The organism is Winogradskyella sediminis (genome assembly GCF_003387355.1).
Lineage (GTDB): Bacteria > Bacteroidota > Bacteroidia > Flavobacteriales > Flavobacteriaceae > Winogradskyella > Winogradskyella sediminis.
Genome location: NZ_QUNH01000002.1, coordinates 1,050,203 through 1,071,315 on the forward strand (window position 1 = coordinate 1,050,203; position 21,113 = coordinate 1,071,315).

General features: G+C 33.3%; 20 protein-coding genes. 7 read left to right on the plus strand and 13 right to left on the minus strand.

Translation table 11 applies throughout. The features are described 5' to 3' along the window. Positions 1–71 precede the first annotated feature (71 nt). From C8N41_RS12020 to guaB, 6 genes are all read left to right on the plus strand, one after another. Positions 72–977 carry a DUF6607 family protein gene (locus tag C8N41_RS12020; RefSeq protein WP_115839422.1) on the plus strand — a complete coding sequence of 302 codons (906 nt, stop codon included), beginning with the start codon at positions 72–74 and terminating at the stop codon, positions 975–977. 1 nt (position 978) lies between these two features. Further along, positions 979–2,457, plus strand: a complete 1,479-nt coding sequence (locus tag C8N41_RS12025; protein WP_115839423.1) for an ankyrin repeat domain-containing protein — start codon at positions 979–981, stop codon at positions 2,455–2,457. A 12-nt stretch (positions 2,458–2,469) separates the two neighbouring features. Beyond that, positions 2,470–2,955, plus strand: coding sequence for a DUF2271 domain-containing protein (locus C8N41_RS12030; RefSeq protein ID WP_115839424.1), 486 nt, complete (start codon positions 2,470–2,472; stop codon positions 2,953–2,955). 10 nt (positions 2,956–2,965) lie between these two features. Beyond that, a complete protein-coding gene (locus C8N41_RS12035; protein ID WP_211318198.1) occupies positions 2,966–5,164 on the plus strand; it encodes a PepSY domain-containing protein in 2,199 nt (732 codons plus the stop codon). An 11-nt stretch (positions 5,165–5,175) separates the two neighbouring features. Next, positions 5,176–5,538 (plus strand): DUF6686 family protein, encoded by a 363-nt coding sequence (locus C8N41_RS12040; RefSeq protein ID WP_115839425.1) that lies wholly within the window; start codon positions 5,176–5,178, stop codon positions 5,536–5,538. Positions 5,539–5,678: 140 nt separating this feature from the next. Further along, positions 5,679–7,151, plus strand: coding sequence for an IMP dehydrogenase (gene guaB / locus C8N41_RS12045; protein ID WP_115839426.1), 1,473 nt, complete (start codon positions 5,679–5,681; stop codon positions 7,149–7,151). A 117-nt stretch (positions 7,152–7,268) separates the two neighbouring features. On the opposite strand, the gene C8N41_RS12050 is transcribed toward guaB, so the two are convergent. The 12 genes from C8N41_RS12050 to thrA all read right to left on the minus strand — a co-directional run bounded on the left by C8N41_RS12050 (position 7,269) and on the right by thrA (position 17,950). After that, on the minus strand, positions 7,269–7,997 hold the full coding sequence (locus tag C8N41_RS12050) for a siderophore-interacting protein (protein WP_115839427.1): 729 nt from the start codon (positions 7,995–7,997) through the stop codon (positions 7,269–7,271). A gap of 5 nt (positions 7,998–8,002) precedes the next feature. Further along, a complete protein-coding gene (locus tag C8N41_RS12055) occupies positions 8,003–8,869 on the minus strand; it encodes an SDR family oxidoreductase (protein WP_211318199.1) in 867 nt (288 codons plus the stop codon). A gap of 2 nt (positions 8,870–8,871) precedes the next feature. Beyond that, positions 8,872–9,072 carry a hypothetical protein gene (locus tag C8N41_RS12060; RefSeq protein WP_115839429.1) on the minus strand — a complete coding sequence of 67 codons (201 nt, stop codon included), beginning with the start codon at positions 9,070–9,072 and terminating at the stop codon, positions 8,872–8,874. An 87-nt stretch (positions 9,073–9,159) separates the two neighbouring features. Further along, a complete protein-coding gene (locus C8N41_RS12065) occupies positions 9,160–10,149 on the minus strand; it encodes a helix-turn-helix domain-containing protein (protein WP_249033270.1) in 990 nt (329 codons plus the stop codon). A gap of 14 nt (positions 10,150–10,163) precedes the next feature. After that, positions 10,164–10,931, minus strand: a complete 768-nt coding sequence (locus C8N41_RS12070) for a thioredoxin family protein (RefSeq protein WP_092447412.1) — start codon at positions 10,929–10,931, stop codon at positions 10,164–10,166. 8 nt (positions 10,932–10,939) lie between these two features. After that, a complete protein-coding gene (locus C8N41_RS12075; protein ID WP_115839431.1) occupies positions 10,940–11,434 on the minus strand; it encodes a TlpA family protein disulfide reductase in 495 nt (164 codons plus the stop codon). Between the two features lie 120 nt (positions 11,435–11,554). Next, a complete protein-coding gene (locus C8N41_RS12080) occupies positions 11,555–11,905 on the minus strand; it encodes a ribose-5-phosphate isomerase (protein ID WP_115839432.1) in 351 nt (116 codons plus the stop codon). A gap of 18 nt (positions 11,906–11,923) precedes the next feature. Further along, a complete protein-coding gene (locus C8N41_RS12085; protein ID WP_115839433.1) occupies positions 11,924–12,217 on the minus strand; it encodes a GNAT family N-acetyltransferase in 294 nt (97 codons plus the stop codon). Between the two features lie 172 nt (positions 12,218–12,389). Then, on the minus strand, positions 12,390–13,226 hold the full coding sequence (locus tag C8N41_RS12090) for a DUF6503 family protein (protein WP_115839434.1): 837 nt from the start codon (positions 13,224–13,226) through the stop codon (positions 12,390–12,392). A 35-nt stretch (positions 13,227–13,261) separates the two neighbouring features. Continuing rightward, on the minus strand, positions 13,262–14,551 hold the full coding sequence (gene thrC, locus C8N41_RS12095; RefSeq protein WP_115839435.1) for a threonine synthase: 1,290 nt from the start codon (positions 14,549–14,551) through the stop codon (positions 13,262–13,264). Beyond that, complete coding sequence (locus C8N41_RS12100) at positions 14,548–15,474, minus strand: homoserine kinase (RefSeq protein WP_115839436.1); 927 nt, start codon at positions 15,472–15,474, stop codon at positions 14,548–14,550. The genes thrC and C8N41_RS12100 overlap by 4 nt, the downstream gene beginning before the upstream one ends. 4 nt (positions 15,475–15,478) lie before the next feature. Then, a complete protein-coding gene (thrA, locus tag C8N41_RS12105) occupies positions 15,479–17,950 on the minus strand; it encodes a bifunctional aspartate kinase/homoserine dehydrogenase I (protein ID WP_115839437.1) in 2,472 nt (823 codons plus the stop codon). 385 nt (positions 17,951–18,335) lie between these two features. Here thrA and C8N41_RS12110 point away from each other — a divergent pair, with 385 nt between their 5' ends. Further along, positions 18,336–19,889, plus strand: a complete 1,554-nt coding sequence (locus C8N41_RS12110) for an NAD(P)H-hydrate dehydratase (protein WP_115839438.1) — start codon at positions 18,336–18,338, stop codon at positions 19,887–19,889. A 56-nt stretch (positions 19,890–19,945) separates the two neighbouring features. Here the strand turns inward: C8N41_RS12110 and C8N41_RS12115 are convergent, their stop codons facing one another. Continuing rightward, positions 19,946–20,983 (minus strand): TlpA family protein disulfide reductase, encoded by a 1,038-nt coding sequence (locus tag C8N41_RS12115; protein ID WP_115839439.1) that lies wholly within the window; start codon positions 20,981–20,983, stop codon positions 19,946–19,948. Positions 20,984–21,113: the final 130 nt, after the last annotated feature.

Genomic DNA, 21,113 nt, shown 5'->3' on the forward strand with positions numbered 1-21,113 from the left:
AAATATAAAATCTTATTTTAAATCAATCTAAATAAGAATAAAGAATTTTAAAATAATTTTAAACCAAACACATGAAACAATTCGTAGTCTTATCATTGGCAATATTAGCCTTTGTATTTTCAGGTCATTCACAAAACAAAAAAGAATTAGACCAAAAAGCCATAAAAGCTATGTGTGGCTGTTATGAAGTTACATTTAACTTCACTGAGACCTTTTCATTTAGTGAAGATTCATTATACAGACCATCTAAAACTAAAGTTGATAAAGGCTTAGAGTGGGCACAATTGATAGAGGATGAGGATGATAAAATTTCAATTCAGCACTTATTACAAGTCGGAAGACCAGATAGTCCACATATTGTAAAACACTGGAGACAAGATTGGTTGTTTGAAAATACGGACTTATATACCTACAATGGGGACAACGAATGGCTTTTTGAGAAAAAATCTAAAGACGAAGTGAAAGGGCAGTGGACACAAAAAGTATTTCAAGTAGATGACAGTCCACGTTACGAAGGCTCTGCATCTTGGGTACATGTTGATGGAAAACACTATTGGGAAAACACCACTACCGCTCCATTACCAAGAAGAGAGTATACAAAGCGAAGTGACTATAACATTACGTTAAGAGGCAACCGTCACGAAATTACTAAATACGGTTGGCTACACGACCAGGATAATGCCAAAGTAATTAGAGAAAAAGGAAAGGAAGATGTAATTTTGGCCAATGAAAAAGGGTATAATACTTATGTAAAAGTAGATGACAGTAGATGTCAAGCAGCAAGAGACTGGTGGAAAGAAAATGAAGATAAATGGGCTACAGTTAGAGCAAAATGGGATGACGTATATGGCAGAAATAAAGATCTTGTATTAGAAACTAAAGTAGAGAATAAACCATTATATAAGCATTTATTTGCTGACGACATGGTTAAAACAAAAGAAATAAATAAGACTATAGAATCATTTGTAAAGAAGTAATATGAAAAATTTAAAGCATTATTTGGTTGCAATTACCTTACTGATTTTTGTTCAAGGGTTTGCTCAAAAAAACATCTTTTTAGACCGTAAATTTTGGGATACAAAGCCAACTGTTGAAACTGTAAAGCAAAAGATTAAAGCGGATAATAATCCTTCAGAAGCCAATGGAAATAATTTTGATGGAGTTGTATATGCAACGTTGCAAGATGCACCTTTAAAAAGTATTATTTACCTCATGTCTCAAAAAGGGAATGACGTTAATAAATTAACCCACGATGGTAGAACTTACATTTTTTGGGCGGCTTATAAAGGTAATGTAGATTTAGTAACCTATCTCATAAAAAATGGTGCTAAAACCGATATTACAGATGATAAAGGTAATACCATTATCAATTTTGCAGCTGGTGCCGGACAACAAAATACAGAAGTATATGATGTACTTATAAAATCTAATCCAGATGTCTTGCAGCAAACAAATCCAAATGGAGCGAATGCGCTATTATTAGCCGCACCGAATGATACCGATTTTAAGTTAATTTCTTACTTTGAATCTCAAGGTTTATCTATAAAAAGTACGGATAACGAGGGTAATGGTATCTTTAATTATGTCGCTACAAAAGGACAAATTAAGATGTTAAATTCCTTGTTAGAAAAAGGCTTAAAAGGTACGGATCAAGCCTTTATAATGGCAGCAAATGGTGCTCGGGGTACAAGTAATGGCATCGAAGTTTATGAATACTTAGAGAGTGTAGGTTTAAACCCAAATGTTACAGATACCGAAGGAGTGTCACCATTACATATTGTGGCTGCTAAAAATAAAGATATAAACATCGTTAAATTCTTTATAAATAAAGGCTTAGATATTAATGCAACAGATACTAAAGGAAATACTGCTTTTATGAATGCAGCAGCTAACAATACTTTAGAAGTGGTAGATTTTTTACAAGGCTTTGTTAAGACTAAGAATATAACAAATAAAAAAGGACAGTCGGCATTAACATTGGCTATTTCAAATAATTCTGCAGATGTGGTTGCGTTTTTAATTAAAGAAGGTTACAAAACCACGATTATTGATCAAAAAGGAAATAATATCGCTTATTATTTAGTTGATTCTTATTCTGCTCGAAATAAAGATGAGTTCATAAAAAAACTTGAAGTTTTAGAAATGAATAATGTCGATGTATCTCAAGTGCAAAAGAATGGAAATACCTGGTACCATTTAGCGGTTGAGAAAAATAGTCTAGACGTCTTAAAAATAGCAGAAAAAATGAATCTAGATATTAATGCTAAAAACAGTGAAGGCAACACCGCCTTACATATTGCGGCATTAAAAGCTAAGGATGATACAATTTTAAAGTTTTTATTAGAACAAGGTGCTAAAAAAGACCTCGTTACAGATTTTGAAGAAACAGCTTATGATTTAGCTGCTGAAAACGAATTACTCAAAAAGCATAATATTTCAATCAAATTTTTAAAGTAATATAATTTAAATATGAAAAATTTACGTTCAATAGCCCTGTTGTGTGTTATCGTATTTAGTCTGGTATCTTTTACAAAACCAGTAGAATCTACAAAATATAAATGTATGATTCAAATGACAAACTATACAGGTGAAGGTGCATATATCGTGATTTCTTTGTTAAATCCGGAAGGCGAGTATATAGAGACTTTAAACGTCATAGGTGATGATGATGAATGGTACAACACTATAGAGTCATGGTGGAGTTTTTACGGAAAACGTCGTACTGATATTGATGCTATTACTGGTGCTACTGTAAGTGGAGGAGAACGTACCATTAATGTTATTGAAATCGATAACGATAAATTAGATAAAGGTTATAAACTTCGTTTTGAATCAGCAGTTGAAGACCAAGAATATTACGAAAGTGATGTAGAGCTAGAGCTAACGTCACAGAGTGTAAAGTCTAAAGTAGAAGGATCTGGGTTTATCCGATACATTCGTATGATGCCTCAATAAAACTAATAATATGACCATTTCCATTTGGAGGTATAGCCATTTAGTATTGGCTATTATGTCGTCTTTATTCATCTTAATAGCATCGGTAACAGGTGCTATTTTGGCATTTGAGCCTATCTCAAATCAAATACAGCCGTATGCTATAGATGGGGCAGAAGATGTTTCTCTGGCCCAAACGTTGAGCGTTTTGCAACAAGAGTATGACGAAGTCTTTACTTTAGAAAAAGATAAAAACGATTTCTTAATAGCCTCTGTAATTACTAAAGAAGGAGAAAGTGAAACGTTTTATGTGCACCCTATTACAGGCGAAAAATTAGGTGATCTAATAAAGAAAGCACCGATTTTTGAATTCGCTACAAACTTACATCGGTCCTTATTTTTAAAAACAACAGGTCGTGTTTTAATTGGTGTGGTATCGTTTTTATTGTTTGTTATTGCAGTCACAGGAATCAAATTAATATTAAAACGACAAGGAGGTATTAAACGTTTCTTTTCTAAAGTCGTAAAAGAGAATTTTGAACAATATTACCATGTGGTCATCGGAAAATATGCTTTAATTCCGATAGTGATAATTACGCTCACAGGTGTATTTCTCTCGCTCGAAAAGTTCGATGTATTACCAGATAGTAAAATTTCACATCAGTATCCTGAACAAGAGGAGGTAGAACAGCGGTTATTACTAAGAGATATTCCTTTATTTCAAAATACAAGATTAAAAAATGTAACGCATATAGAGTTTCCATTTTCGGATGATATTGAAGATTATTTCACCGTTAAGCTCAACGATAAAGAATTGCTCGTCAATCAATATACTGGCGCCATTGTTAGCCATCAAGATATCTCATTTGTGGCATTGGCTTCGTATTGGAGTTTAATTTTACATACAGGTCAAGGCACCATCATCTGGGCAATAGTGTTATTATTGGCATGTGTAGCGATAATGTTCTTTATGTATTCTGGCTTTGCCATGACACTAAGACGACGAAAATCGACGTCAAAAATTAAGAATATATTTAAAAAAGACGAAGCAGAATATATCATTTTAATAGGTTCGGAAACGGGAAACACATTCCGTTCGGCAACGCTATTTTATGATGCTTTAATAGATGTAGGGCATTCAGTTTTTATGGCGACTTTAAACGACTATTCAACTTATGATAAAGCAAAATATCTCGTCGTTTTTGCCGCAACCTATGGTGAAGGTGAAGCGCCTATTAGTGCTTCAAATTTTGTAAAATTATTTCAAAATGTTAAGCAGAAGCAACCCCTTCACTATGCCGTTGTAGGTTTTGGGTCGTTAATGTATCCGGAATATTGTAAATACGCCATAGATGTCGATGCGATGTTTCAAAATAAAACGTATTTCACGGAACACTTGCCACTATTTAAAATTAACAACCAATCTTTTGAGGCTTTTAAATCTTGGATAACGCAATGGAATGCTCAAACCCATCACGATTTAAAGATTAAGTTTCAAAAACCTCAAATCAATTTAAAAAAATTAAAGGCGTTTAAGGTGATTCATAAATCTGAGCCCAACATTGATGATTCCTTTTTAGTGCAATTACGACCAACTAAAAAGGTGAAGTTTACCTCAGGTGATTTGTTGTCACTTTATCCTGAGGTCGATTTTATAGAACGTCAATATTCCATCGGAAAAATTGAAAAAGACATTCTTCTAAGCATTAAAAAACACGAATTTGGCGTCTGTTCTAATTACTTTAATAATTTAAAAATTAATGAGATTGTCAATGCTCAGGTAAAGCACAATTTAGATTTTTATTTTCCAAAAGATGCCAAAGAGGTAGTAATGATTGCGAATGGAACAGGAATTGCCCCATTTTTAGGAATGATAAACGAGCAACGAACAGCTATAAAAACACATTTATTCTGGGGCGGACGTACCAAAGATTCTTTACGAATGTATGAGACTTTCATTGATGCAGCCTTATATAAAAAAACGTTGACTAGCTTTAAAGTGGCTTATTCACAAGAACAGAAAGATAAATTTTACGTACAAGATCTTATTTTGAACCACCAAGAGTTAATCAGTAAGGTTTTAAAAGCTAATGGTGTGGTTATGATTTGTGGATCTGTAGCGATGCAAAATAGAGTATTAGAAACCATTCATACCATCACCCTAAAACAACTCAACACACCTTTAAGTACGTTTGAAGCTAATAACCAATTAAAAATGGACTGTTATTAAAAGTTGAAACCATGTGCCAAAACATAAAAGTATTATCTAAAGTAAATGGAGGAGAGTTATTATATTGTAACGATTGTGATCTTTTTCACTTAGCATATAATAATTTGTTTTTTGTTTTAAAACAAGACGAATTAGAGCGTTTAAAATTGTATTTAGATCAAATTGATGCCGAATATTGGGAAGAAAAATATGATGATTATACCGTTAAAAGAAAAATTCCATTACCTTCTACACAGGAAAATCTGGTGATAATGTTTAACAGGCAAGAGTTAAAAGAATTGCAAACGCTATTGAGTTATGATGACTATGAAGAAAACCATTTCATAAAATTCATATCGGTAGATGATATAGATTACCGCCTTATTCTAAACTAATTTTGGTTTGTTCATTGACGATTTTAAGTTCTTAGGTCTTAAATTGAAAATTAATCTTAAAATAATGTTCAAATGTTAAGATTAGCCCACTTGGTTGATATATAATCCTTACCTTTGTGCGCAATTAAATCTTAATTGCAATGACAGCACACGAAAATAAAATTGTTGGAGAAGGTCTTACTTATGATGACGTACTCTTAGTTCCAGCATTCTCTGAAATTCTTCCTCGCGAAGTTAGTATTACTACTAAATTTACTAGAAATATAACCATTAACATTCCTGTAATTTCTGCAGCTATGGATACGGTTACAGAAAGTAAAATGGCGATTGCCATGGCGCAAGAAGGTGGAATAGGTGTATTGCATAAAAACATGACTATTGAACAACAAGCCGATAAAGTGCGTCGTGTAAAACGTGCCGAAAGTGGTATGATTATAGATCCTGTTACCCTACCATTAACTGCCACGGTTTTTGATGCCAAATCAAATATGGCTGAACATAGCATTGGTGGTATTCCAATTGTAGATGATTACGGTACTTTAAAAGGGATTGTAACTAATAGAGATTTACGTTTTGAACATGAAAACGATAAACCTATTATAGATGTTATGACCAAAGAACATTTGGTGACGGCTGCTGTAGGAACTTCTTTAAAAGATGCCGAACAAATTCTACAACAGAATAAAATTGAAAAATTATTAATTGTAGATGATAATTACATTTTAAAGGGACTGATTACCTTTAGAGATATTACAAAAGTAACGCAGAAACCAAATGCTAATAAAGATTCCTACGGTCGTTTGCGTGTTGCAGCTGCTATAGGTGTTACTGGTGATGCTGTAGATAGAGCTTCTGCTTTGGTAAGTGCAGGAGTAGATGCAGTGATAATTGATACAGCCCATGGGCATACAAAAGGTGTAGTTTCTGTTTTAAAAGAAATTAAACAGAAGTACCCTAAGCTTGAAGTCATCGTAGGAAACATTGCTACAGGTGCAGCGGCTAAATATTTAGTTGAAGCGGGAGCCGATGCTGTAAAAGTTGGTATTGGTCCAGGATCGATTTGTACAACCAGAGTTGTGGCTGGAGTTGGTTTTCCTCAGTTTTCTGCAGTATTAGAAGTAGCTGCGGCTATTAAAGGATCTGGTGTGCCTGTAATTGCAGATGGTGGTATACGTTATACCGGAGATATTCCTAAAGCTATTGCTGCAGGTGCCGATACGGTAATGTTAGGATCGCTGTTAGCAGGAACTAAAGAAAGTCCAGGTGAAACGATTATCTATGAAGGACGAAAATTCAAGTCTTACAGAGGTATGGGATCTGTTGAAGCCATGAAGCAAGGTAGTAAAGATAGATACTTTCAAGATGTTGAAGACGATATTAAAAAATTAGTGCCAGAGGGTATCGTTGGTCGTGTGCCATACAAGGGAGAATTAGTTGAAAGTATTCATCAATTTATCGGTGGACTTAGAGCAGGTATGGGCTATTGCGGTGCAAAGGATATAGAAACTTTAAAGGAAACCGGACAGTTTGTTAAAATTACAAGTTCTGGTATCAATGAAAGTCATCCACATGATGTTACCATCACAAAAGAAGCTCCAAATTATTCGAGATAAATGATTTCTGTTAAGACAGAATATTAATGATATAAAATAAAAACAGCACCATAATCGGTGCTGTTTTTCGTTAGTAGGAAGCGTTAGGGAAATTATTAAGTTTATATTTTCTAAGTATTACTCTAGTCCTTTTTTTTCAGGGTTCCAAAAAGGTTTTGTTTTTATGCGTTTTGTATCCCAACCTAATTCTTTTCTAAAAAAGTGATGTAATGCCAAGCATGTTCTGCTGTCTCCAGCAATATAAGCCATTGTTTTACCTTTTAGAGTTGGTGTTATGGTTTTTAATTTAGCGATAATTTCTTGGTATGGGTTTTCTGGTAATTCAAAAAAATTAAGCGGATAACTCCCATCGGTATCTGAAAATAATTCAGCTTTATCAGCATTATATATGAGGCTTTCTATTTGTTTGTTATTGCCTATATTTCGGTTAATCATATATAAATGCGATAGGGCAGAAAGATCACCTACCATAATATAGCTATCAGCCGAATCATCGGCAATAGAATTGCCTTTTTTCCATTTGTAATATACCGTATCGCCTTCTTTACAGTTTTTTACCCATTCTGCACCAACTCCGTTACTATGTGTAGCAATGGCTACATCAATTATGCCTTCAGTTTTATCAATATCCCATACGCTGTAACTTCGTATTTTGTCTTTCATAGACAGTTTTTCATTACCTATACCGATAGCCATTCTTAAAAAGCTACCAGGTGTAAAATGGGTTTTAATTATACTATCATTTTGCAGACGGAGACCATACGTGCCTTTAGAAAGTACCATTTTTTCTATAATAGTCGCTTGTTCTAAGACCACGGTTTTTAATATATTTTCTAAAAGGCTCAATTGGCTTATTTTTTATTTTTTACATGAGTTTGGTGATAACGCTCAACTAACTGTAAAGCCGATTTATGCGGTCTTCCAGCAGCTTCGGCATAATCAGAGTGGACATTATTGTCTCCATTTCTTATGCCTTCATAAATACCTGTGATGATAGTACCAAGGAACTCACCTAATTCCGATATTCTATCTGTTTTATAGGCTTCTATAGAAACCGCATTGTAATCTAAAGTGGTGTCGTACACCTTATTAATAGCCTCTGCTAATTGCTTTTGAGTAATAGCGTCGCCAACTAAATTATAAGTTTTACCATTGTGTTTTTCTTCTAACAATAGTTTTGCATACGCATCACCTAACTCTTCACGACTGGTATACGTACATTTTCCGTCATCGGCACAATTTCTTATTTCCCCTTCTTTTACATACGTGTCTATATATTCTAAATCAGGTTCAATATAAATACCATTTCTACCAATAACCCATTGTAATCCTGAATTACGAATATCTTCTTCTGTCTGACGATTACTTTGAACTACAGGACTAAAAGCATTGTTTTCTTCAGCCCCAACAATACTGGTATATACTATTTTTTGTACTCCGTTTTGTTTGGCTGCTTCAATAACATTTCGGTGTTGTTGAATTCTTTTCTGCGGTTCGTCCATGCCAGACACCAATAATACAACATCAATATCTTTTAATGCTGCATCAAAATCTTCACGACTATTATAATCGCCTTTTCTAACTTCTACACCTAAATGTTTTGCTTTTTCGGGTGTACGCGCAATGGCTACGATGTTTTCGGCTTTAGTATCTTTTAAAAGTGCCTTTACAATGGCTGTACCTAAATGACCACTGGCTGATGTTACTGCAATGTTCATAATTATGAATGTTTAGATTTTAGTTCGTCTAACTCCGTTTGAAGAGCTTCGGCTTTGGATTTAAATTTTTCCATTGCTTTTTTCATCTGTTGAATCTTTTTGAAAGCTTCTTCATCTTGGACGGCTTTATAAACCGTAAGGCCATCTTTTACTTTTATTCTAGAATGGCTACCACATGTAGGGCATTTTGCAACTTCGCTCATAATAATTTGTTTTTAACAAAGGTCTTATTATATCTAAGATTGTAAAAGGTAAATGCGATGTTAAAAATGGTAAATATGAAACCTATTCTATAGAGAAGACTTAAAGTGTTTAGGTGAAACACCTGTATGTTTTTTGAAAAATTTGGTAAAATTAGTAACTTCATCAAACCCATTTTTAAAGGCTACTTCTTTAAGACTTAGTGTGCTACTAAAAATAACCCGTTTAATTTCTAAAACAACATAATGGTCAATAAAGTGTTTCGCCGTATTTAAAGTGCTTGCTCGCACTATGGTATTTAAATGCTTTGTGGAAATGTTGAGTAGTTTAGCGTAGTCTTTGACGTTTCGGGTTTTAGTATAGTTGTTTTCTACCAAATTTTTAAAATTAATAAAAAGGCTTTGGTGCTTTTTATTAAAGGTATCTAAAGGTACTTTATGAGCTTCACGCTCTAATTTTAATAGAAAAAGCTCTAATATTTTAGCAATAATTTCTTTTTGAGCATAACTGTATTTACTCTCTATTTCTGAGGTAAGTTGCGCTAAGAAAAAGTCGGTTAAAGAACTGTTTTCAACTAACGGATCTGAAATATGATAGTTGTATAAATGCGAAATAAAATCAATTGAAGATTTTGAGAAATATTTTAGAACAAAGTCTTCTGTAAATAATACCAAATAACCGTCGTATTTAGGATAGTCTTGAAAAGCGTGAACCTGACCTTTTGCAATTTTAAGGACAGCACCTTTTTTGATTTTATAGGTTTTTAAATCTATTTGGTGTACACCAGTGCCTTCCGTTACAATTAATAAAGCAAAAAAAGAAATGCGATGTGGCTGATGTGGATTATGATTGGGATCTTTTTTTATCCTTGAAAATAATTCAGTTAATGGAATACACTCAATATCTGTAGATCCTTCGCTACTCTTAAAAGCTATATTTGGATAATCATTCATTTGTAAATGACGACTTAATTTGAAATAAAAATAACAATTAAAAAGGAATAAGTTATAGGATAACGATGTATTTGGAGTATTCTCAAAACAAAAAACAGCATCGATTGGATGCTGTTTTTTTATCATTATAAGGAGTTACATTATGCTTTGCTAGCTTTTACAGGGCAGCCTATCGCTTTTGTGAAATTTGGATTAGGTTGTTCTCCTTTTTCTAAAGCCTCAATGGCATCTTTAACATAGTTGACTTTTACATCTTCTGGTGATTTAGCGTTGTCATCTATTGTACCAATGTACTGCACTTTTCGTTCAGCATCTAATAAAAAGACATGAGGTGTTCTTACGGCTCCATACTGAGGATAGATTTTTTGACCTTCGTCTACTAAGTAGGGAAATGTAAATCCTTTGTCTTTAGCACGTGCTTGCATAGCTTCATAGCCTTCTTTTTCGTTTTCAGGACTATTTGGATTAATAGCAATAACCGGATAACCTTTCGGCTCATATTCATTATGTAATGCAATTAAACGGTCTTCGTATAGTTTAGAAAACGGACATTCATTACAAGTAAAGGTTACAATGTATCCTTTTGCATTTTCAAAATGATCTAAAGAGATCATAGAGCCGTCTACATTCTTTAGATTAAAGTTAGTAGCAACATCACCAATGTTATAACCGCCTATTTCTTCGAGTGTTTTGGTTTGTTCTGGGCTACCTCCTCTAGGTGGACCTTTTCTATCACCAGCATGTGGTGGTTCTTTGTGGTCTCCATTGTGAGGCGGACGCTCTCCTTTATGTTCTCTTTTTTGATTTTCAGCAGAAGATTCTCCTTGTTGATTTGCTTCATTTTTACATGATATAAGTACACTTGCGGATAAACCGATTATGGCGAATAATACACTAATTCTTCTCATTTTTTATTTTAATTAAGTTTTTTGAATTGGTTTTCTATGTCTTCTAAATTTTCAAATGAACGCTCAAAAAACAAACGTTCATCTTTATTAAATATAATAGTAAATGGAATGGCACCAGACCAATTAGGATCTATTTTGTCTATCCAAGTATTAGAATCCGGATCATCCAATAGTACTACTTTTTGAGTTATATTTTTTTTCTTTAAAAAAGGTTTAAGTTTTGTCTCTATATCTTTTGGAAAATCTAAGCTTACTAAAATAATTTCTACATCTGGGTGTTTAGCAGCTAAGGCTTCAATGTATGGTAATTCTTTAACACAAGGCGCACACCACATTGCCCAAAAATTGATGAGATACGTTGTATTAGAATCCGTGTAGAGTAGTGGTTCAAATTCACTAAAATCATACACTGGAATTTCTTGAGTAATATTGAGTTTTGTGGATTTTTTTTCTGCTACCTCAGGGGTGCTGTCTTTACAACTTATAAAAAAAATAAATGTCAAGACGACATATACTAGAGGGTTGAGAGTTTTGGTTTTTAAAATATTCAAAATGTATGGTTCAGTTAATTAAAGTTAGACTTTGTCGGTGACAAATGGTTTAATGTAAAAGTAAAAATTTCATCAATTATACCAAACGGCATAACCTTCACGTCGCAACTCTAGCGCAATTTGTTCTTCGGCTTTTAAAGCTTCAGCTCTTGTAACAAAAGGATCAATATGATTATAAAGACTTGGACGTAAATAGGTGCCATATTTTTCAACAATGTTGGCCGATAATTTATAGCCATTTTTATTTCGATAGCCAGTTTTATGCTGTAAGAATCGCTCTTTAGGTGTTTTGCTAGTCATGCCAACATACAAACACTCTAAAACTCCATTAAACTGTGGATTAGCATTTCTAAATTTTGCGTTCTTGGTATATACACGCTTTGATAACTCTATAACATAAATGGTGTAAAGCGTTTTCGCCATGAATCTTTAATTTATTCCTTATAGGACTTCCGTTAACGTGCAAAAGTAATGCAGTAATTCTTCTTCATTATTTGGTAATCGGCTTAGGCCATTTACACTAAACCCTAAGCCCTCTAATAGTTTTTTGGATCCTAAATTGGTGTTAAGAGTATAAGCACTTAAATCTGATAATCCATAACTTTCTTTAGCCGCAACCATTAAACGCTGAGCAGCTTCAAAGGCATATCCTTTTCCTATAAAATTGGGTAGAAAAGCGAAACCTATATCAGGATCTTCACGGTCTTCTCTATGATATAAACCACAAGTACCCAATTTAGTCTGATCTTAAATTTTTACAATAACATTGTTTCCATAGCCATATTTTTCCAACTGAGGAAGTGCCTTTTCATTAATTCTAAAACAAATGCTGCATCATCTTTATCAATTGGTCTGATAAGTAATCTTTCCGTTTTAAAATGTGGGTGAGTGAACAATGAATGGTGGTTTATATTTTGAAATCTTTGGGTGTTAAACCTGTATTAAACTTAATATCGGTCCAATTTACATTAACCCATGGTGCGTCGCTGACATCGGCATTCCATGTTGAAAGTTTATATTTTCGTTTTGTAGGTATCTGTAGCCCTTCAATAGTTTCATAGTCTAAAACCATTAAGTTTGGAGTTTCCATCTTACCAAAATCTGCCACAGTAAAAAGAAACTGATCTACTAAAGCAGTCTTTTTATTAATATATAATTGATAGATGTCTGTTGGCTTATTGTCTTTTGAATTAAACGTAATTTTTACAATATCATAAGTTTTATTTTCAATGGTTTTCTCTTCAATATACTCATAATTTAGACCAGGATCTAATAATTTTTGAAACATGGTAAACCAATAAAAATTTGTAGGTCTGTTAAATGCTACTCTTTTTAAATAGGTATCATCTGTTAATACGTCTCCATTATGTTTTAACCAGTAGTTATATCCATCAAAGCCTTGTTCTATTAAGCCTTCTAAATTAGGTAATGTGCGCTCGTGTGTTTGATAAGCTCCATATGATAATTCACCGTCAAAAATATATTTTTCATTAGAACGATCCGTTTTTCCGTCTGGAGTTTGGTAGGTATATGTATAAGTTACATCTTTAAGTGCCCTGAGCGTATTATAATTTCCTGCATTTTGCACCATCTTATAGACTAACTCATGTCCTTTGTTTTCAAATTCTGGAGATAAGTTTTGCGTAACCTTACTCTTTTTCGTTTCAGGTTTTGTTTGGATGTCATTTTTACAAGAGACTAGAAGGAGTATTAAACTTAGGCTTGTGATAAAGGGATGTTTCATTAATAGTATAATTATATGGGTTAAAATAACAGTCGTTAGCTTAGTAGAAAACCTTTCAGGTCGTCATAAGAATTAACAGCAATAGCTACTTTTTCTTTATGCATAACCGCTTCTATCTGTTCAGGTAAATCTACATTTTCTTTTATAACATCTTCAACGACATCTAAAAATTTTGTAGGATGTGCGGTTTCTAAAAATACCACATGAGCTTCATTCTTTTTTAGGTAATCTTTAGCACCCAAATAACCTACAGCACCATGTGGATCTGCTATATAATTATAATCGCTATAAAGCTCTAAAAGTGCAGCTTTTGTGTCTTCATCTGTATAGCTATATGACGAGAGATTTGCTTTAAGCGTATCAAAATCATTTTGATGAAGTTCTTGTATTCTAATAAAATTACTCGGATTACCAACATCCATGGCATTACTAATAGTTTGTACAGATGGTTTGGGTGTATACGTTTGAGAAAGCATATAATTTACAACCGTATCATTCGCGTTATTAGCGGCAATAAAATGTTTAATAGGTAAGCCTAATTTTTGAGCTACCATACCAGCACAAATATTTCCAAAATTTCCGCTAGGAACAGAAAAGACAAGGGCTTTGTTTCTAGATTTTAACTGTTTATATGCAAACATAAAATAGAAAAGTTGAGGTAACCAACGTGCAATATTGATTGAATTCGCCGACGTAAGTTGCATTTTGCTAGTTAGATCTGAATCCATAAATGCTTTTTTTACCATGTCTTGGCAATCATCAAAAACACCATCAACTTCTAACGCCGTAATATTTTGACCAAGGGTAGTGAGTTGTTTTTCTTGTATATCACTAACTTTTCCGCTAGGATATAGAATAACCACATTTACCCCTTTCACTCCTAAAAAACCATTAGCAACCGCACCTCCAGTATCTCCAGAAGTGGCGACTAAAACGGTAACATTCTTGGTGTTGGTTTTATTGAAATATCCCAAACAACGCGCCATGAAACGTGCACCAACATCTTTAAATGCCATTGTTGGGCCATGAAATAGTTCTAAAGTTGATATGTTTTCACTCACGTCGACTATTGGAAAATCGAAACTTAACGTATCTTCTATAATTGTTTTAAGAACGTCTTCCGGAATCTCGGGAACTATAAATTGTTTTATGGCTTCGAAAGCTATTTCGGTGTTTGATTTGTCTTCAATGGTTTCAAAGAAGGAAGGCTCTAATGGTGTAATTGATTCAGGAAAATATAAACCTTTATCTGGCGCTAGTCCTCTTACAACGGCATCTTCGAAGGTTGTGTTAGGAGCTTTTTTGTTTAGTGAATAATAGTTCATAATATTGTTTTTATACCTTCAGTGTTAATTTTAGAAACATAAGTTTCAAATGCAATATTTGTTTTCGCATAGACTTTTTTTATTGCCTTTTGGACTGATTTGGCAATATCTTCTCCCTTACTCAACATAAAAATTGAAGGTCCAGAACCAGATATTGCACAACCTAATGCGCCTGCTTTCATGGCTGCGTTTTTAACGTCATCAAAATGTGGAATTAATTGTTTGCGATAAGGCTCAATGACCACATCGCATAATGCATCTTTAATTAGATCGTAGTTTGAAGTATGCAATGCATGGACCAAACTACCTACATTTGCCCATTGTATAATGGCATTTTGCAAGAGAATTTCTTTGGGTAAAATTGCTCTAGATTCTGAAGTTTTAATTTCTATCTGTGGATGAATTAAAGTGACAAATAAATCTGATGGAGTAGGCAATTGCAAAATTTGCAATGGTGAGGCACTTTTTACCAGTGTAAATCCTCCAAATATAGCAGGCGCTAAATTATCTGCATGCTCGCACTTGCTCGCTAAAGCTTCCCCTTTCATGGCAAAGTGGGTGAGTTGTGTTTTATTTAATGGTTTTCCTAATAATTTGTTCATTCCAAAAACACTACCTGCTGCACTCGCAGAACTGCTTCCAATACCACTACCAGGTTTTATATTTTTATAAATTTCAATTTCAAAACCACAATCTGGTTGTAGCGAATTGTACATAGCTAAAGCAGAAACTCCAGCAACATTTTGCTCGACTTCAAAAGGTAAATCATAACCTTCAATTGCAGTAATTTTAATTCCTTTTTGTTCGGTTTGTCTAATTACCATCTCATCTCCAATGGTATCCAGACAAAAACCTAAAACATCAAAACCACAAGCTACATTAGCCACAGTTGCCGGAGAAAATATTCTAATTTCTTTATTCATTAAATTAGTTATTAGCGATTCTAATAATATCAGCAAACAATCCAGAGGCTGTAACATCTGCACCTGCACCTGCACCTTTAACAATTAAAGGTTGTTCTGGGTAACGTTGGGTATAGAACATAACTATATTATCTTTTCCTTTTAAGTTATAAAACGGATGACCTTCAGGAATTTCTTTTAAACCCACTTTTGCTTTGCCATCATTAAGTTCAGCAACAAATTTTAGTTGGCAATTATTTTCTTGCGCAGATTTGAATAGGCTTTGGTAATAGCCTTCATCTTCTATTAGTGTTTTAAAGAAATCATCAACCGTATTAGAGGTTATGGCATTTTCTGTTAAGAAACTATCACTCTCAAGTTCTGATAATTCTATATCAAGACCACTTTCTCGTGCTAAGATTAAAATTTTTCGAGCTACGTCAATACCGCTTAGATCTATTCTAGGATCTGGTTCTGTATAGCCTTCTTCTTGTGCTTGTTTTACAACATCGTAGAAAGTAGTATCTGCATTAAAGTTATTAAATATAAAATTAAGACTTCCAGATAACACGGCTTGAATGGTGTTTACTTTATCGCCAGAGGTTATGAGGTTACTCAAGGTATCTAAAACAGGTAAACCAGCACCAACATTAGTTTCAAATAAAAATGAGGCATTGTATTGTCTGGATAATGTTTTGAGCTCATTATAATATTCCATCTTACCAGAACAAGCAATTTTATTACATGCAACAACAGAAATACTTTGTTTTAAATAGTTACTGTAAATATTAGCTACGGCTTCATTTGCCGTGATATCGACAAAAACGGAATTTCTTAAGTTTAGATTTTTAGCATGTTCAAAGAAGCCCTCTAAACTAGATTTTTCACCATTTTTAAGTTCGTGTTTCCAGTGGTTTAAGTTAATGCCTTCATCATCAACAATCATGGTTCTCGAATTTGATAAACCAGCAATTCTTAAATTGATTTTTAGATTGGCTTTTAAGTAAGCTTTTTGTTGTTTTATCTGTTCAATAAGTCGCTCTCCTACGTTACCTACACCTGTAATAAATAGGTTGATTTGCTTGGTCTTAATTTCAAAAAATTGCTCGTGCAAACTATTTAATGCTTTTTTTACATCATTTTTATGAATTACAGCCGAAATATTACGTTCGGATGCGCCTTGAGCGATTGCTCTAATATTAACATTATTTTTACCAAGTGTACTAAACATTTTTCCACTAATACCTTGGTGGTTTTTCATTTTGTCACCTATAACTGCGATAATGGATAAGTTGGTCTCTACAACAATCGGATCTATTTTTTGTAGTGCTATTTCATATTCAAAAACGGTATCGATAGCGATTTTTGCACGCTCAGCGTCGCGATCAGATATACCAAAGCAAATGGTATGTTCTGAAGACGACTGTGTAATCAAAATAATATTAATTTTCTCTTGCGCTAACGTTTCAAATAAACGTTTACTAAAACCCGGAACACCTACCATGCCATTACCTTGTAAGGTGAGTAAAGCGACATTATCGATATTACTAATGCCTTTTACCGGAGAATTTCCATTAGGAGCAATATTTTGGGTGATAGTTGTTCCGATAGCATTAGGATCTAATGTGTTTTTTATGACAATCGGAATTTTCTTTTTTAATACAGGCATTACGGTTGGAGGATATAATACTTTGGCACCAAAATGAGACAATTCAACAGCTTCTTGGTAAGATAACTCAACAATAGGAGAGGCTTGTTTTACTAATTTTGGATTGGTTGTAAACATACCACTTACATCGGTCCATATTTGTAATTCGTCAGCCTCCATTGCAGCTGCTATAATTGCAGCGGTGTAATCTGAACCTCCGCGACCTAATGTAGTAATGTCATTATTTACAGACTTAGACACAAATCCAGGCAAAAGAACAATAGCGTTAGAATTTGAGTTAAAATACGATTGTATATTTGTATTTGTAATATCAAAATTGACTGTAGCATTGTTAAAGTTAGAATCTGTAATAATGAGCTCTTGAGAATTTTTTAAATCTGCATCTAAACCTCTTGATTTTAAGGTGTGATAAATGATCGTTGATGATAAAGTTTCACCAAAACTTAATAATTTGTCTTTGGTTTTTGGAGACAATTCATTGATGAGATAAATACCATCGAGAAGGCTTTTTAGATCATTTAATTTTTCAGTAATTAAATCAGACAAAACATCTTGCTGTTGCTGTGTAGCTGGGTTATCTGTGTTTAAAAATAAACCTTCAATGACACTATTATGAATTGACCAAATCGTATCATATTTTTGTTTGTAATCTATGTTTTTATCGCAAGCTAAAGTGCCAGCTTCTAATAATTTATCTGTAATTCCGCCAACAGCAGAAACTACAACAGCTATAGGTGTTGTTTTAGATTGTTGGTCTAAAATTGAAATGACTTTATTTATGTTTTCGGCTGAACCAACTGATGTTCCTCCAAATTTGAGAACTTTCATATTATAAAAAATTTAAGAGAATAAAAATGTCTGTATAGACAATAAGGGACGGAGAGCATATTATAAATTACCCCAAGGGGTAATACCTGTTGAAATAATAAACATAGACATGCACATAGACTGTGAAATAGAAATGGCTGATATGTTAAATATTTTCTTCATTACATTTCAAATGTATTATTTTTATAACAATAAAAAAACAATTCGTTTCTTTTTAGGGATTTGTTAAAAATACCGCTTCTTATTATTAAAAATGAAACAAAACTTGTTATTTTCAAAATCTTTTAAAACATTATATGTCAAATTCATAATTATAAGTTTTAAGTTGAGTAAAATTAAATTATGGAGGTCATATTTGCAGTTATAATAAAACACATAGTAATACATGAAATTATTTTCTAAAGAACAAATTTACGAAGGGGATAAGTTAACTACAGAGCGCCAAAATATCTCCTCTACAGATTTAATGGAACGTGCTGGTACACAAATTTTTAATTGGATGCATGCACGTATGCAAGGCGCACAAGTGCCGATTCATGTATTTTGTGGTATTGGCAATAATGGTGGAGATGGACTTGTTTTGGCTAGACACTTAGTAACACATGGATATAATGTGGTGTGCTATATTGTAAATTGCAGCGATAAGCGTTCTAAAGATTTTTTAATTAATTACGACCGTATTAAATCTGTAAGTAAAACATGGCCAAACATGTTGAGTTGTAAGGAAGATTTATCTGAAATTACAATTGGAGGTGATGATATTATAGTAGATGCTGTATTTGGAATAGGACTAAACAGACCTCCTAATGATTGGGTAAAGCATTTGTTTCAAAAATTTAAAGTATCTAAAGCGTTTACCTTATCTATCGATATCCCATCTGGTTTATTTACAGATAGAGCTGTAGATGATGAAGATGCTGTAGTTTATGCAGGTTATACCTTAAGTTTTCAATCACCAAAGTTAGCATTCTTTTTGCCTGGAACCCAAAAATTTACGGTACAATGGGAAGTTTTGGATATAGGTATAGATCGCGATTATCTTAGAGAAACGGAAACGGAAGTTGAATTGATTGCTAAGCATGAAGTATTACCACTTTACAAACCGAGACAAAAGTTTGCACATAAGGGAGATTTTGGACACGTTATGATTCTAGGTGGAAGCTATGGTAAAATAGGAGCGGTTAATTTAGCTAGTAGATCTGCTTTGAATTCTGGAGCAGGATTGGTAACAGTTTATATTCCTACATGTGGTTATCATAGTATGCAAACCGCTGTACCAGAAGTTATGGTCATTACTGATGAACATGAAACTCATATTTCTAATATTAATTTCGATATACAACCAACTGTTATTGGTGTTGGAGTAGGACTCGGTACTTCTGAAGATACAGTTAAGACATTTGCAGCATTTTTGAAAAAGAATACCATACCTTTAGTTATTGATGCGGATGGTATAAACATTTTGTCTAGAAATAAAACATTGTTGAATCTGTTACCAGAGCAAACGGTATTAACACCACATTTAAAAGAATTAGAGCGCATTATTGGAACGTGGTCTGATGATTTTGAAATGCTAGAAAAAGTTAAAGCATTCTCTGAGAAATATAATGTTATTGTCTTAATCAAAGGAGCACATTCTATTACTGTTAACAAGAATAAAATGTATATTAATACCACTGGAAATCCTGGTATGGCAACTGCAGGAAGTGGTGATGTGCTAACCGGAATGATTTCAGGATTAATAGCTCAAGGCTATACACCTTTAGCTGCTACTATTTTTGCTGTGTATTTACATGGGAAATCTGCTGATATCTCCCTTGAAGATTACGGTTATCAAAGTTTAATAGCGAGTCATATTATTGAAAAGATTGGTGAAGCATATATTGATTTGTTTAAACAACCAGAGCAGCCTAAAGAAGAGACACAACAAAAACAATAAAAAAAAGCCTGTTTAAGATAATTAAACAGGCTTTTTTAATATTAAAACAAATTCTATTAGATATTTAACTCATTAAATAAACTGATAAGAGCAGAGTTAGAAGGTCTTGGAGCATCTGCGCTCACAATGTTTCCATCAGGATCTATTAATAAAAACCTAGGAATACCAGTAACTTTATAATCTTGTATAAATTGAGATCTAAAACCATTATCAGCAATTAATTGTATACCACCTAATTCTTTATCATTTACCATTTTTTTCCAGCCTTTATAAGCTTCAGCAGGATCATTGTTATAACCTCTACCTTCGTCCACAGAAATACTAACAAATTCTATGTTTTTTCCTTCGTACTCCTTTTCTAATGCTTTTAAAGACGGTATTTCCTTAATACAAGGTGCACACCAAGTTGCCCATAAATCGATATATACATATTTACCTTTTAAATCTGAAAGCGATGTTGTACCACCAGCAAAATTTTCGTAGTCCTCAAAAGCAGGTGATGCCGATCCTTTAGGAAACGCTTTAATTCTGGCCATTTTAGATTCCATATACTTAGTAATCTGCTGCACTGTTTTATCAATATTCATATCCATCATTGAAACATGCATAGAATCTACATCTGTATATTTTATTTTTAAGTCTTCGTAGGCAGATTTATAAGCCGCGATTGCGTCATCAACTTGGCTCATATCATTAGAGGCGACCAACTCTTCTGTAAAATACGTTTTAGAAATGATAAACGACTGTACCGAAAAGTTGTTTAAATCAGAGGCATCTCCTTTAAAAACCATAGAATCCATAAACGAATTGTAGTCTGTTTCAAAAGCACTTTCATTGTCGTTTTCTAAATAAATTTGACCGTATTCTTTTCCGTGTTGTAAATTGTAATCTCCAGCTACAACTTTTAGGGTATCATTAAAAGAACCATCATCGTTAAGAGGTATGATTTTTTCGTAGTCTCTTCCTTTAAAAATTTTTAGTGTTTTGCTTTCATCAGGATTATTGATTTTTCCAGAAAGTGTAACATAATCTTTAGGTTCTCCTTTACATGCAAATAAAGAGATTGCAATGGAAAGTGATAGTAATCGTTTCATAACTCGTTTTTTTATTAGGTCGCAAAAATAGACATAATATAATAAGGCCTATTTTAAAATTATTATAAAATTTTTGAAATCCAAAAGCCCTCTTTCGAAGGCTTTTGCAAAATGTGTAAGATGTAAATAA